The 13,688-nt window shown below is 73.1% G+C and carries 12 protein-coding genes; 2 read left to right on the plus strand and 10 right to left on the minus strand.

The features are described 5' to 3' along the window. Positions 1 to 80: 80 nt before the first annotated feature. From murD to IFT72_RS05700, 9 genes are all read right to left on the minus strand, one after another. Entirely contained in the window at positions 81 to 1,652 is a 1,572-nt protein-coding gene (gene murD / locus IFT72_RS05660; RefSeq protein WP_371741182.1) for a UDP-N-acetylmuramoyl-L-alanine--D-glutamate ligase, read from the minus strand. After that, a complete protein-coding gene (gene mraY / locus IFT72_RS05665; RefSeq protein WP_056055088.1) occupies positions 1,649 to 2,752 on the minus strand; it encodes a phospho-N-acetylmuramoyl-pentapeptide-transferase in 1,104 nt (367 codons plus the stop codon). Before mraY ends, murD begins: the two co-directional genes overlap by 4 nt. Continuing rightward, positions 2,749 to 4,155 (minus strand): UDP-N-acetylmuramoyl-tripeptide--D-alanyl-D-alanine ligase, encoded by a 1,407-nt coding sequence (gene murF, locus IFT72_RS05670; RefSeq protein ID WP_192045745.1) that lies wholly within the window; start codon positions 4,153 to 4,155, stop codon positions 2,749 to 2,751. The genes mraY and murF overlap by 4 nt, the downstream gene beginning before the upstream one ends. Beyond that, a complete protein-coding gene (locus IFT72_RS05675) occupies positions 4,152 to 5,705 on the minus strand; it encodes a Mur ligase family protein (RefSeq protein WP_056055090.1) in 1,554 nt (517 codons plus the stop codon). The genes murF and IFT72_RS05675 overlap by 4 nt, the downstream gene beginning before the upstream one ends. A 14-nt stretch (positions 5,706 to 5,719) precedes the next feature. After that, positions 5,720 to 7,549 (minus strand): penicillin-binding protein 2, encoded by a 1,830-nt coding sequence (locus tag IFT72_RS05680; protein WP_235491182.1) that lies wholly within the window; start codon positions 7,547 to 7,549, stop codon positions 5,720 to 5,722. Between the two features lie 76 nt (positions 7,550 to 7,625). Then, positions 7,626 to 8,279 (minus strand): hypothetical protein, encoded by a 654-nt coding sequence (locus IFT72_RS05685; protein WP_192045746.1) that lies wholly within the window; start codon positions 8,277 to 8,279, stop codon positions 7,626 to 7,628. After that, a complete protein-coding gene (rsmH, locus tag IFT72_RS05690; RefSeq protein ID WP_082514472.1) occupies positions 8,276 to 9,226 on the minus strand; it encodes a 16S rRNA (cytosine(1402)-N(4))-methyltransferase RsmH in 951 nt (316 codons plus the stop codon). The genes IFT72_RS05685 and rsmH overlap by 4 nt, the downstream gene beginning before the upstream one ends. A gap of 103 nt (positions 9,227 to 9,329) precedes the next feature. Then, positions 9,330 to 9,761: a division/cell wall cluster transcriptional repressor MraZ gene (gene mraZ, locus IFT72_RS05695; RefSeq protein WP_056055098.1), complete on the minus strand. Its 432-nt coding sequence runs from the start codon at positions 9,759 to 9,761 to the stop codon at positions 9,330 to 9,332. A gap of 364 nt (positions 9,762 to 10,125) precedes the next feature. Beyond that, entirely contained in the window at positions 10,126 to 10,530 is a 405-nt protein-coding gene (locus IFT72_RS05700) for a DUF3040 domain-containing protein (RefSeq protein WP_056055956.1), read from the minus strand. Between the two features lie 96 nt (positions 10,531 to 10,626). On the opposite strand from IFT72_RS05700, the gene IFT72_RS05705 reads away from it, so the two are divergent. Continuing rightward, positions 10,627 to 11,748: a polyprenyl synthetase family protein gene (locus IFT72_RS05705; protein WP_056055101.1), complete on the plus strand. Its 1,122-nt coding sequence runs from the start codon at positions 10,627 to 10,629 to the stop codon at positions 11,746 to 11,748. A 46-nt stretch (positions 11,749 to 11,794) separates the two neighbouring features. On the opposite strand, the gene IFT72_RS05710 is transcribed toward IFT72_RS05705, so the two are convergent. Then, entirely contained in the window at positions 11,795 to 12,151 is a 357-nt protein-coding gene (locus tag IFT72_RS05710) for an Rv2175c family DNA-binding protein (protein WP_369814257.1), read from the minus strand. Between the two features lie 179 nt (positions 12,152 to 12,330). On the opposite strand from IFT72_RS05710, the gene IFT72_RS05715 reads away from it, so the two are divergent. After that, positions 12,331 to 13,686: a LysM peptidoglycan-binding domain-containing protein gene (locus IFT72_RS05715; protein WP_082514372.1), complete on the plus strand. Its 1,356-nt coding sequence runs from the start codon at positions 12,331 to 12,333 to the stop codon at positions 13,684 to 13,686. Positions 13,687 to 13,688 lie beyond the last annotated feature (2 nt).

A 13,688-nucleotide genomic window follows, 5' to 3' on the forward strand; every position in this document is an offset into this window, starting at 1 on the left:
GGGCGGACGGCGGGGCTGCGGCGGGGGCCGACGGGGCGGCGGACCGGGTGCGCGGCGTCGCCGCGCGGGGACGCGACGCGTCAGTCGGTCGCCGGCGCGGGAGGCTGGACGGCAGGTCGGCCATCGGCGTCACCCCTCAGGTGCTCGTGGACGGCGGCGGCCCAGGCTCGGCCGCGTGCCGTGTAGTCGGTGAACTGGTCGAAGGACGCCGCGGCCGGTGCCAGCAGCACCGTGTCGCCCGGGAGCGAGGCCTCCGCCGCGAGGCGGACCGCCGTCGGCATCACCCGCTCAGTGTCGGCCTCGTCGACCTCGAACACGGGGACGTCCGGCGCGTGTCGCCGGAGAGCCTCGAGCACGACCTCGCGGTCGACGCCGATCACGACGACGGCACGGAGGCGGTCGGCGACGTCGGCGACGAGCGGGGCCGGGTCGACTCCCTTGAAGGTGCCGCCGACGACCCAGACGACCGAGGGCGCCGACGTCAGCGAAGCCCGGGCCGCGTGCGGGTTGGTGGCCTTGGAGTCGTCGACGAAGCGGACGCCCCCGGCCTCGGCGACGAGCTCCGTGCGGTGGTGGTCGACGCGGAAGCCGAGCACGGCCTCGCGGACGGCCGCGGGGTCGACGTCGACGGCCCGCACGAGGGCGGCGGCGGCGAGGACGTCGGCGACGAGGTGGTCGGCGCCGAGGCCGACCGCGTCGAGCTCGGTCGTGGTCGCGAGCTCGAGGGCCCGGTGACGCCGGTCGTCGAGGAACGCCCGGTCGACGAGGACGCCGGCGTCGTCGTCGCCCGCGACGACCCCGAAGTCGCTCGGGCCCGGCGCGGAGAGCCCGAAGCCCACCGCGCGGCAGCCCTCCTCGACGTCGGCCTCCTCGACCATGCGCAGCGTGGCGTCGTCGGCCTTGTTGTAGACGCAGGCCACGACCGTGTTCTCGTACACCTTGGCCTTGGCGTCGCGGTAGGCGCGGGCGCTCCCGTGCCACTCGAGGTGGTCGTCCTCGAGGTTGAGGCAGACGGAGGCGCGGGGCCGGAGGGCGCCCGGGCCGGCGGTCGGCAGCTGGTGCAGCTGGTGGCTCGACAGCTCGACGACGAGGACGTCGAACCCGTCGGGGTCGCGGACGGCGTCGAGCACCGGCACGCCGATGTTGCCGCACGCGGCGGCCCGGCGACCGCCCTGGGTCGCCATCGCGGTGGCGAGCTGCGTCGTCGTCGTCTTGCCGTTCGTGCCGGTGACGAGCAGCCAGTCGGCCACGCGCTCCGTCTTGTCGCGCAGGCGCCAGGCGAGCTCGACGTCGCCCCAGACGGCCGCGCCGCTGGAGGCCGCCCAGCGCGCGAGGGGGTGGTGCGGGGCGAAGCCGGGCGAGATGACCACGAGCTCCGGGGCGAGCTCGACGACGGCGGCCGGCGGCTCCTCCATCGCGGGGTCGAGCACCAGCTCAGCGCCGATGAGCGACAGCAGCTCGGCCCGGTCGTCGTCGACGGTCGGGGCCAGGACGACGACGCGCGCGCCGAGCTCGGCGAGCGTGTCGGCCACGGCGAAGCCGGTCACGCCGAGGCCGAGGACGAGCACGCGGAGGCCCCGCCAGTCGGCGTGCCAGCTGCTCAGGCCGTCGAGGCGCGCGGCCAGGGCGGGGTCGAGGGTCGCGTCGCTCACGAGGTGCGCGAGATCCACTCGAGGTAGAACACGCCGACGCCGGCCGCGACGAACAGGCCCGCGATGATCCAGAACCGCACCACCACCGTGACCTCGGCCCACCCCTTGAGCTCGAAGTGGTGGTGCAGGGGGCTCATCAGGAAGATCCGTTTGCCCTTGGTGATCTTGAAGTAGGCGCGTTGCAGGATCACCGAGCCCGTGACGACGAGGAAGAGGCCGCCGATCAGGACGAGGAGCAGCTCGGTGCGGCTGAGGATGGCGAGGGCGGCCAGTGCGCCGCCGAGGCCGAGCGAGCCGGTGTCGCCGAGGAAGATCTGCGCGGGCGAGGTGTTCCACCACAGGAACCCGATGAGACCGCCGCAGATCGCGGCCGCCACGACCGCGAGGTCGAGCGGGTTGGCCACCGTGTAGCAGGCCGACCGCGTGGTCTCGTCGAGGCGCGTGCTGAAGCACGACTGGTTGAACTGCCAGAAGCCGATGAAGATGTACGACGCGATGGCGAGGATGGACGACCCCGTCGCGAGGCCGTCGAGGCCGTCGGCCACGTTGACGCCGTTCGAGGTGCTCACGGTGATGAGCACGACCCAGATGAGGAAGAGCCCTCCGCCGATCACGCTGCCGAACACCATGAAGTCGAGCCACGAGATGTCGCGGATGCCGGAGATCGCGGTGGAGGCGGGGGTCAGGCCGTTCGCGTTGGGGAACGACAGCGCGAGGACGGCGAAGACGGCCCCGACCACGACCTGGCCGGCGATCTTCGCCCAGCCGCCGAGCCCGAGGCTCCGCTGGTTGCGGACCTTGAGGAAGTCGTCGAGGAACCCGACCGTGCCGAGCCCCACCATCATGAACAGCACCAGCAGCCCGCTGAGCGTGAGCTCGTCGCGCGCCACCAGGTGGCCCAGGAAGTAGCCGATGACGGTGCCGAGGATGAGGACGATGCCGCCCATGGTCGCCGTGCCGCGCTTGGTGTGGTGCGACTGCGGGCCGTCGTCGCGGATGAACTGGCCCCAGCCGAGGCGGTGGAAGAGCCGGATGAACAGCGGCGTCATGAGCAGGGTGAAGACCAGCGAGAACCCGCCGGCGATCAGCAGCGCGATCACTCGGTCACCCCCGCGAGGCGGTCGCCGAGGAAGCGCAGGCCCGCCGACTTCGACGACTTGACGAGCACGACGTCGCCCGGGCGCAGCTGCTCCCGGAGCAGCTCGTAGGCGGCGTCGACGTCGTCGACGAGGACGGACTCGCCGTCCCACGAGCCCTCGAGCCCGGCCGCGGTCGAGATGTGGCGGGCGGCGTGGCCGACCACCACGAGCTGGCTGACGTTGAGCCGCACGACGAGGCGACCGACACGGTCGTGCTCCTCGCGCGCGGCGTCGCCGAGCTCGGCCATCTCGCCGAGGACGGCGATCGAGCGGCCGCCCTCGGGAACGATCTGGACGAGGGTCTTGAGCGCGGCGGCCACGGAGTCGGGGCTCGCGTTGTACGCGTCGTTGACGACGGTGACGCCGTCGCCGCCGTCGAGCACCTCCATCCGCCAGCGCTCGGCGCGGGCGACGCCCTCGAGCACCGTCGCGGCGCGGTCGAGGTCGAGGCCCCACTCCCCCGCGACCGCGAGGGCGGCGAGGGCGTTCATGACGTGGTGCTCGCCGAGGATGCGCAGCGACACCCGTCGGGTCAGGTCGCCGTGGGCGAAGGTGAAGGAGGTGCCCTCGGCCGTCACGTCGACGTCGGAGGCACGGTAGTGCGCCGACGAGGAGAGCCCGAAGGTCACCACGCGCGCGGCCGTGACGGACGCCATCCCGGCGACGCGGTCGTCGTCGGCGTTGAGGATGGCCGTCCCGGTCTCGGGGAGGTCGGTCACCATCTCGGACTTCGCGGCACGGGTGCCCTCGATGCCGCCGAAGCCGCCGGCGTGGGCGAGGCCGACCTTCAGCACGACGCCGGTGTCGGGGCGGGCGATCTCGACGAGGCGGGCGATCTCGCCCGGGCCGGAGGCCCCCATCTCGACGACGAGGTACTCGGTGTCGTCGTCGATGCGGAGCATCGAGATCGGCGCACCGACGTGGTTGTTGAACGAGCCCTGGGGAGCGACCGTCGCGGCGACGTCGCCGAGGACGGCGCGGAGCATGTTCTTCGTGCTCGTCTTGCCGTTCGAGCCCGTCACGCCGACGACGCGCAGGGCGCCGCGGCGGCGGACCCGCTCGACGACCGCGGCGGCCAGGCGGGAGAGCGCCGTGACGCCGTCGTCGACCACGACGACGGGCACGTCCACGTCGACGGCAGCCTCGGCGACGACGAGGGCGGCGCCGCGCTCGACGGCGGACCCGACGAACAGGCGGCCGTCGGTGACCTCGCCGCGCAGGGCGACGAAGACCGAGCCGGGCTGGACCAGACGGGAGTCGGTCTCGACCGAGCCGGACACGACCTGCTCGGCCCGCGACTCCTGCCCGGGGGCGAGGGAGCCGCCCGTGATCTCGACGATCTCGGCGACGGTGAGGGCGATCACTCGGCCCACCCGGCCTCTCGCAGCGCCGCTCGCGCCTCGTCGCGCGCCGAGTACGGCGTGCGCTCGCCCCGGATGTCGCGGTAGTCCTGGTGGCCGGGCCCGGCCCAGAGGATCGAGTCGCCCTCGTCGGCCAGGCCGACGGCGGTGCGGATCGCGGCCTCGGGCGGGCTGACCTCGTGGATCTCGTGCTCCGGGAAGGCGGCCCGGGCGGCCTCGACGAGCGTCGTGCGGATCGCCTGCGGGTCCTCGAAGCGGGGGTGGTGGTCGGTGACGACGAGGACGTCGGAGCCCGCCGCCGCCACGCGCGCCATCTCGGCCCGCTTGGTCTTGTCACGGTCGCCGTCGGCGCCGAACAGCATGATGACCTTGCCGGGGGTGAACCGGCGCACCGCCGCGAGCGTGGTGAGGAACGCGTCGGGGCTGTGCCCGAAGTCGACGTAGACGCTCGGGCCCCGGTCGCCGGAGACGCGCTCGGTGCGGCCGGGCAGGTACGCCACGATGCCGTCGTCGGCCGCGAGGGCCTGCTCGATGGCACCGAGCTCGAAGCCGGCCTCGACCAGCATGACGAGCGCGAGGGCCGCGTTGGCGACCATGTGCCAGCCGATCAGCGGCACCCGGGTGACGAGCTCGCGGGACTCGGGGCCGGTGAGGCGGAACTCCGTCCACGCGGCCTGCTCGTCGAGGATCTCGACGCGCCAGTCGGCCTCGACCTCGGGGAGGATCGTGATCGTGGTCAGCGGCACGCGCGCGCTGTCGACGACGCGCTGCCCCCACGGGGAGTCGAGCGAGATGACCGCGCGGCGCGAACGGTCGGGCTGGAAGAGCGGGAGCTTCGCCTGGAAGTACTCCTCCATGTCGGCGTAGTCGTCGAGGTGGTCGTGGCTGAGGTTCGTGAACGCGGCCACGTCGAAGACGAGACCGTCGACCCGGTTGCGGCTGAGCGCCTGGGCGCTGACCTCGACGGCGACGGCGCGGACCTCGCTCTCGCGCATGCGGGCCAGCAGGGCGTGCATCTCGCTCGCCTCGGGGGTCGTGAGACGGCTGACGACCGTGAGGTCGCCGATGTGGCGCTCGGCGGTGCTGCTCAGCCCCGTCACGAGGCCGAGCTGACGGAGGACGCCCTCGAGGAGGTAGGAGGTGCTGGTCTTGCCGTTGGTGCCGGTGACGGCGAAGAGGAGGGGCGAGTCGGTGCCCTCGCCCGTGCGGTAGATCCAGGCGGAGACGTCGCCGAGGGCCGCACGCGGCGAGTCGACGAGCACGACCGGGAGCCCGACGTCGCGCGCGATCTCGAGGCCGCGGCGGTCGGTCATCAGGGCGACGGCGCCGCCGTCGCGGGCCTGGGCGGCGAACTCGGCGCCGTGCCGGTGCTCGCCGGGCACGCCGACGTAGAGGTCGCCCGGGTGCAGGTCGCCGGTGCTCAGCGTCACGCCGGTCACCTCGACGCCGTCGAGGGAGCCGTCGTGCTCGAGTCCGAACTCGCTGACCAGCTGGCCGAGCGACCTCGCGGACGGATGTTCCGGTCGGAGGACCGGGGGGATCCGGGCGTTCAAAGAATCCTCTTCTCTCACCAGGTCTGGGGGATGACCGGTGCGGGCTCCGTCGACGGAGGGACGCGGTACATCTCGAGGACCTGGGACATGATCTTGTTGAAGGTCGGAGCCGCAGCAGCCGACGTCTTGATGGTACTGGGCTTGGTGAACGTCACGACGACGACGTACTGCGGGTCCTCCGCGGGGGCGAGGCCGGCGACCGAGACGATGCGGTCGGAGCCGTACCCCGTGCCGTCGGACTTCGCGACCTCGGCGGTGCCGGTCTTGGCGCCGACGCGGTAGCCGGGGATGGTGAGGACGTCCTTGAGGTCGCCGTCGCTGACGACCTTCTCGATCATGTTCACGGTCGAGTCGGCCGCGGCGGGAGAGACCGCCTGGACGCCCTCGGTGCTCGGGGCCATCGTCACGGTGCCGTCGGGAGCGGTGCAGCCCTCGACGAGGGAGGTGGGGAGGCGCAGGCCGTGGTTGCCCAGGGTCTGGAAGATGCCCGCGACGTGCACGGCCGTCGTCTGGACGCCCTGGCCGAACATCGTGTTGATGCTCGTCTGCTGGTCCCAGTCGGAGGCGGGGCGGACGCCCGAGGTCGGCTCGCCGAGGAAGCCCACGGCGGTGGGCTCGTTCAGGCCGAACTTCACCATGTAGTCACGGCGCTGCTCCGCCGACAGGTTCTGGCCGAGCAGCGAGATGCCGACGTTCGAGGAGTCGCGGAGCACGCCCGTGAGGGTCAGCTGCTCGGTGGGGTGGAAGGTCGCGTCGTGGATCTCGCCGCCCCACGGGAAGGTGCGCGAGTAGGGCACGGTCACCCGGCTGGTGGGAGCGGCCTTGCCGGAGTCGAGGAGCATCGCGGCCGTCATCGCCTTGAAGGTGGAGCCGGGCTCGTAGGACGACGTGAACGCCTTCGAGCCGAGGTCCGCGACGTCCTTCGTGAGGTTCACGTCGTTGGGGTCGACCGCGGGCCAGTCGGCCACGGCGAGCAGCTTGCCCGTCTTGACCTCCTGGACGACCGCCGTGGCCGACTCCGCGCCGATCGCCTGGGCCTGCTCGGCGACGGCCTGCTGCGCCATGTACTGGAGGTCGGAGTCGATGGTGAGCGCCAGGGTGCCGCCGGGGGCCGCCTCCTGCGTGGTCACCGTGCTGCCGGGCAGCTGCACGCCGTCCGCGCCGCGCTCGTAGGTCTGGAGGCCGTCGGTGCCGGCCAGGCACTGGTCGGCGCTCAGCTCGAGCCCCGCCTGGGGGCCGTCCGTGCCGATGAAGCCGGTGAGGTTGCCGGCGACGGAGCCGTTCGGGTACGAGCGGGCCGACTGGCGCTCGTAGTAGAGCCACGAGACACCGCTGTTCTTCAGGTCACGGACCGCGCGGAAGGCGTCGACGTCGACGCCCTTCACCAGGTAGGCGAAGTTCGCCTCGGGGTCGTCGGAGATGCTCTTCTGCATCGCGGCCTCGTCGCCGCCGGTGATGTCGGCGACGCGCGCCAGCACCTGCTCGACGGTGAGGGGCTGCTTGGAGGTCGTCCCGTCGGCCGCGGTCTCCGTGACCGTGACGTCCTCGGCGAAGGCCGGCGCGGCCGTGATGTTGTAGCGGGTGACGCTGCCCGCGAGGACGGTGCCGTCGGAGGAGACGATGTCGCCCCGGTCGCCGTAGGTGACCTGACGGATCTCGCGCTTGTTCAGCGACTGGGCATTCAGCTCGGAAGCCTGGACGATCTGGATGTCGGCCAGCCGGACCACGAAGACGCCGACCAGCGCGATCACCACGGCCATCGCCAGGGTCGCGCGGAGTCGGCGGCTGCGGAGCTCGCTGTGCGGTCGGCCGCGACGGCCGCCGGTGCGGGGAGCAGGGTTCACGAGAGGTTCCTCACCGCGGACGGGCCGTCGTGCACCCACCGCTGTCGTCGTCCGGCACGCCCTCGCGGGCGCGCCGCTAGCGGGTCTCGGGAGCCGCCAGCTGGTTCGGGGCCGAGGCTACCGACGCATCGGCGTTCTGCGCGCCCGCCGCGCCCGGCGCGGCGGAGTCGGCGGCGGGAGCCGCGGCGGCGCCCGTGGCGTCGGCCGGGTCGGCCGTCGACGAACCGGCGGCGGCGCCGTCGGCGGCCTCGGCGGGGGCACCCGCCGGCGGCTGGGTGACGAGCGGGACGCCGTCGAGCAGCGTGTTCGGGATGAGGTTGTCGGTGCCATCCGCCGCGCCGTCGGCGGGGGCGGGGACGCCGTGCACCGCACCGGTCGTCGGGTCGAGGTAGACCGGGTTCGAGTTGCGCACCATGCCGAGGCGCTCGGCGTTGTTCGCCACGTTCTGCGGCGACGACAGCACGTCGAGCTGCTCGGAGTACTTCTGCTGGTCGCGGGTCAGCTCGGACTTCTCGGCCTGCAGGTCGGAGATCGTGTAGGCGCCGTCGCTCAGGGCGATGCTGATGGCGAGCTGACCGAGCAGCAGGACGAAGAGCGCCGCCGTGGCCACGAGCGCGTAGGCGATGCGCGGGCGGGCCCGGCGCTGCGCCCGGGTGGTGACGATCTCGACCGGAGCCCGGCGGGGGGCGCGGGCGGGCTGCGGGATCGGGCTGACGGCCGCGGTGCTCATGCTGCTCTCCGGATTCGTTCTGCGGCGCGGAGCCGCACGGGTCGTGCTCGGGGGTTCTCGTCGATCTCGGCGTCGGTGGCCAGCTCGGCACCCCGCACGAGGAGCTTGAACTCGGGGCGGTGCTCGGGCAGCTCGACGGGCAGCCCCTGGGGGGCCGTCGACGTCGTCCGGGCCGCGAGCTCGCGCTTGACGAAGCGGTCCTCGAGCGACTGGTACGCGAGGACGACGATGCGCCCGGCCTCGGCCAGGCGGTCGAGGGCCGCCGGCACCGCGGCCTCGAGCGAGGCCAGCTCGCCGTTGACCTCGATGCGCAGCGCCTGGAACACGCGCTTGGCCGGGTGACCGGCCCGCTGCAGGGCCATGGGCGTCGCCGCGATGAGGAGGTCGACCAGCTGGCCGCTGCGGACGAGCGGCGCCTCGAGGCGCTGCTCGACGATGCGGCGGGCGTAGCGCGGGGCCAGCTTCTCTTCTCCGTACTGGTAGAAGATGCGCCGCAGCTCGGACTCGGGGTACTCCGCGAGGATCCGCTCGGCCGTCACCGGGGCGGTCGGGTCCATGCGCATGTCGAGCGGGGCGTCCTTGGAGTAGGAGAAGCCGCGCTCGACCCGGTCGAGCTGGAGGGACGAGACGCCGAGGTCGAAGAGGACGGCGTCGACGGTGTCGTAGCCGAGGCCGTCGAGGGCGTCGGCCACCCCGTCGTAGCGGGTGTGGACGAGGCGCGCCCGCCCGCCGAAGCCGGCGAGCCGCTCCCCCGCGATGGCCAGCGCCTCGGTGTCGCGGTCGAGGCCGACGACGGTCAGCTCGGGGAACCTCTGCAGCATCGCCTCGCTGTGCCCGCCCATGCCGAGGGTCGCGTCGACGACGACGGCGCCGGGGCGCGACAGGGCGGGGGCGAGGAGCTCGAGGGTGCGCTCGAGGAGGACGGGGGTGTGGATCTGTTCTGCCATGGCGACGACGGTCTCGGGCTCCCGGGGCCTGATCCCCATCCCTCACGACCTGGCACCGGGGAAGGTGCGCCAGGGCGGACGGCTGGGAGTCAGGCTCGAGGAACTAGAAGAGGCCGGGGATCACCTCCTCCGTGGTGTTGGCGAACGCGGCCTCCTGGGCCTCGTAGTAGGCGTCCCACGCCTCGGTGGCCCAGATCTCGGCACGGTTGCCCGCGCCGATCACGGTGAGCTCACGGCCGAGGCCGGCGTAGTCGCGCAGCTGCGCGGGGACGGTGACGCGGCCCTGCTTGTCGGGGACCTCGTCGCTGGCACCGGAGAGGAAGAGGCGCATGTAGTCGCGGCCCTCCTTGCTCGTGATCGGTGCCTGTCGGATGCGGTCGTGCATGCTCTCGAACTCGGCCTGGCTGAAGACGTAGACGCAACGCTCCTGGCCCCGGGTCATGACGAGGCCGGAGGCCAGCTCGTCACGGAACTTCGCGGGGAGGATGATGCGGCCCTTCTCGTCGAGCTTGGGCGAATAGGTGCCGAGGAACATGCCCTCTCCCCCTTCGCCCCCGCACCCGGTGGCACGTGCCTCCACTTTACTCCACATCGCACCACTCAGCAACGAGAAACGGCCCCGGAGGCGCGGGTCGCCCCCTCCGATCCGCTCCAGTTCGGGGGTCACGAGAGTGGAGGACATCGGGCGTGCCCTGGGCGCGGCGGCGGGCCGGGAGCCCTCGAGCGGCCGCGGGCGCGCCCGCCGCAGGCGTCGGTGGAGCGAAGTGGAGGCGGGGTGGACGCGACGTGGAGACCCGTGGCCGGAGGCGACGCTCGCGACGACACCCCGGACACGACGAAGGGGCCGGCCCGGAGGCCGACCCCTGAGGTCGTGGTGCGCCGCGTGCGCGGGTGGGGCGTTACCGCCGGTCGCCGTCCTGTCGACGGTCCCAGCGGTCGGAGAAGCGGTCCATCATGCTGCCGCCACCGCCGCGCTGCGGGCGAGCCGCCGACGGACGAGCCGAGGTCGTGGGGGCCGGGGCGGGCGCGCCCCTGCGGCGAGGAGGTGCGATCGCGAACAGCGCGCCGGCGACGAGGATGACGAAGCCCAGGACGCCGACGAGCGGCCCGATCGGCGGCGTACGGAGGATGACACCGGTGACGATGACGGCGATGCCGACCAGAGCTGCGAGGACGCCCACGACGACCATCGTGTAGTTGGGACGGCCGCGGCCGCCGACCGTCGCCACGAAGTCGGAGTCGTTGCTGTAGAGGCTCCGCTCCATCTCTTCGAGGAGGCGCTGCTCCTGCTCGGAAAGCGGCATGGTGTTGTTCCCTTCGAACACAGGCCCCTCGGCCTCGGGATCGGCGCGATCGGTACGTGCGAGTCTATGCCTGGCCCCTGTGGCTAGGCTAGGCGCGTGGCTGAGAGTACGCGGTTAGTGGACGTCGTCCAAGAGCGCATCGACGCGTTCCTCGAGGGGCAGCGTCCTGCGCTCCGGAGCATCGCTCCGGACCTCGACCCGTTCGCCCTCTTCTCGAGCGATCTGCTCCGGGGCGGCAAGCGGTTCCGCGCGCTGTTCTGCTACTGGGGGTGGCAGTCGGTCGCCGGGCTCGACGTGGGCTTCGACCCGCTCGCCCGCAGCGTCGACGAGCGCTCCCTCGACGCCGTGATGGCCGCCTCCGTCGGCCTGGAGTTCTTCCACGCCGCCGCCCTCGTCCACGACGACATCATGGACAACTCCGACACCCGGCGCGGGCTGCCCGCGGCGCACCGTCGGTTCGAGGCCCTGCACCGCGACGGCGCGTGGCTCGGGTCGCCCGGGGCGTTCGGCACCTCCGGCGCCCTGCTGATGGGAGACCTGCTGCTCGCCTGGAGCGACGAGCAGGTGAGCGCCGCCCTCGACTCCCTCGCCTCCCGCGACGCTGCACGCTCGGCTCGCCGCGAGTTCAACCGGATGCGGACGGAGGTGACGGTCGGCCAGTACCTGGACATCCTCGAGGAGGGCGCGTGGCGGAGCGTGCCCGACGCGGAGCTCCTGCCGCGCGCCCAGCGCGTCATCGTCTACAAGTCGGCCAAGTACAGCGTGGAGGCGCCCCTCACGATCGGCGCCGCCATGGCCGGCGGGAGCGACGAGGCCCTCGCGGGCCTGCGCGCCTTCGGCCTGCCGCTCGGCATCGCCTACCAGCTGCGGGACGACATGCTGGGCGTGTTCGGAGACCCCGCCGTCACCGGGAAGCCCGCCGGGGACGACCTCCGCGAGGGCAAGCGCACCGTCCTGGTGGCGACCGCACGGCGCGAGCTGCCGTCGTCGGCGGTGCGGCTGCTCGACGAGCTGCTCGGCGACCCCGACCTCGACGACGACCAGATCGGCGTGCTGCAGGCCACGCTCCGCGAGAGCGGGGCGGTCGACGCGGTGGAGCGATCGATCTCGGACCAGGTGGAGCGGGCCCTGCAGGCCCTCGACCGCGCCGACCTGGCGCCGTCCGCCCGGTCGCAGCTGGCACGTCTCGCGGAGACGGTCACCCGCCGCGACTACTGAGCGTCCGTCGCCGACCGGGAGGGCCCGCCAGCCGGGCGCGGCCGCGCTAGAGCAGGCTCTGGGCGACGCGCCGCACCTCGGCCTTCCGGCCGGCGCGCAGCGCGTCGACCGGGCTGGTGCCGAGCGACTCCTCGACGGAGAGCATCCAGTCGATCGCCTCGTCGTCGGTGAAGCCGTTGTCGGCGAGGACGGTCGCGGTGCCGCGCAGCTCGTGCATCGGCTCACCGTCGACGACGAAGACCGCGGGGACCTTCGTGACGCCGCCGACCTTGGTCGCGAGCAGCACGTGCTCCTCGACGAGGCGGTGCACGCGGCTGACGCTGACGCCGAGCATCTCGACGAGGTCGGGGACGGTCAGCCACTCGGCGTCGGCGAACCAGGGCTTCTGGGAGAGATCTGTCACGTCACAACCTTGCCACGGCCGAGCCGCGGAGGGGAACGTCGTGCGCGCCGAGTCACATCCGTCACTCCCGTCACACTGATTGACTTGGTTCTCCTTCTGTGTCAGCTTGGTGCGATCGAGACATGTCGCCGGGGGCCAGGCCACGGCCGTGTCGGACTCCCCGAGCCGAGGATCACCTCATGAACGACAACGCCCCGACCGGCACGACCGCCGCCGCCACGACCACGGCGGGCACGGCCTTCGCGCGGCCCGCGCTCGTGCCCGACGACGGCCGCGCGATGAGCAGGGTCGCCCGCTCGATGCTCAACACCGTCCCGATCGTGCTCGCGGGCTCGATGGCCCTCGGGCTCACCGGCCCCGTCGCCTCGGTCGACCACGCGCCGCGCCCCGTGAAGGAGCCTCACGCGACCCCCCGCCCCACGCTGCCGACGACTCCCCCGGTGGCCGAGGCAGCGCAGGAGGCGGTGGTCCAGACCGCGGCCGCGACCGCCCCGTCGAGCTACACCGTGAAGTCCGGCGACACCGTCGCCAGCATCGCGGGCTCGTTCGGCCTCAGCACGGCCAGCGTCCTCGCGCTCAACGGCCTGAGCTGGAAGTCGACCATCTTCCCCGGGCAGACGCTGAGCCTGGTGGCCGGCGCCGTCGCGGCCCCCAGCGTCCCCGTGAGCAGCACCCGCGCCTCCTCGTCACCGACCCGCTACACGATCGCCCGCGGCGACACCCTCAGCTCCATCGCGGGAGCCCACGGCGTCAGCACGAGCGCGCTCCTGCAGGCGAACGGGCTCTCCTGGTCGAGCATCATCTACCCCGGCCAGCAGCTCGCCCTGCCCGGTGCCGCCGCCCCCGCACGCAGCACGCCGGCGCCGACCACCTCGACGCCGCCCGCCGCGTCGACGGGCTCCTCGTCGTACATCATCCGGTCGGGCGACACCGTGGCGTCGATCGCGGCCCGGACGGGCGTCAGCACGAAGGCGCTCCTGGCCGCCAACGGCCTCAGCTTCACCAGCACGATCTACGCCGGGACGACGCTGACGATCCCCTCCACGAGCAGCACGGCGAGCGGCACGACGTCGGCCCCCGCGACGACCGTCGTCGCCACGTCGGCGACGCCCCTCACGGTCGGCACCGCCCTCACCGCCGAGCAGCAGGGCAACGCCCGCACGATCATCCGCGTCGGCCGGGAGCTGGGCGTGGGCGACCGCGCGATCGTCGTCGCCCTGGCCGCGGCGGCGCAGGAGTCGAGCCTCCGGAACATCGACTGGGGCGACCGCGACTCGGTGGGCCTCTACCAGCAGCGCCCCAGCACGGGGTGGGGCACGGTCGCGCAGCTGACCGACCCCGTCCACGCGACCAAGCTCTTCTTCGGCGGCCGCACCAACCCCAACGTCGGCAAGACCCGGGGCCTCCTCGACGTGAAGGGCTGGTCGGGCATGTCGCTCACCGCCGCGGCCCAGGCCGTCCAGCTCTCGGCGCACCCGACCGCGTACGCCAAGTGGGAGGGGCCCGCCGCCTCCTGGCTCGCGACCCTGGGCTGAGC

It is taken from the genome of Frigoribacterium sp. CFBP 8754 (assembly GCF_014841815.1).
In the GTDB taxonomy this organism is placed as follows: Bacteria; Actinomycetota; Actinomycetes; order Actinomycetales; family Microbacteriaceae; genus Frigoribacterium; species Frigoribacterium endophyticum.

What these genes read in the sequence shown, in the direction of transcription:
- IFT72_RS05685 (WP_192045746.1), bottom strand. Translation starts at nt 8,279, where the DNA reads ATGAGCACCGCGGCCGTCAGCCCGATCCCGCAGCCCGCCCGCGCCCCC.
- rsmH (WP_082514472.1), bottom strand. Translation starts at nt 9,226, where the DNA reads ATGGCAGAACAGATCCACACCCCCGTCCTCCTCGAGCGCACCCTCGAG.
- mraZ (WP_056055098.1), bottom strand. Translation starts at nt 9,761, where the DNA reads ATGTTCCTCGGCACCTATTCGCCCAAGCTCGACGAGAAGGGCCGCATC.
- IFT72_RS05700 (WP_056055956.1), bottom strand. Translation starts at nt 10,530, where the DNA reads ATGCCGCTTTCCGAGCAGGAGCAGCGCCTCCTCGAAGAGATGGAGCGG.
- IFT72_RS05715 (WP_082514372.1), top strand. Translation starts at nt 12,331, where the DNA reads ATGAACGACAACGCCCCGACCGGCACGACCGCCGCCGCCACGACCACG.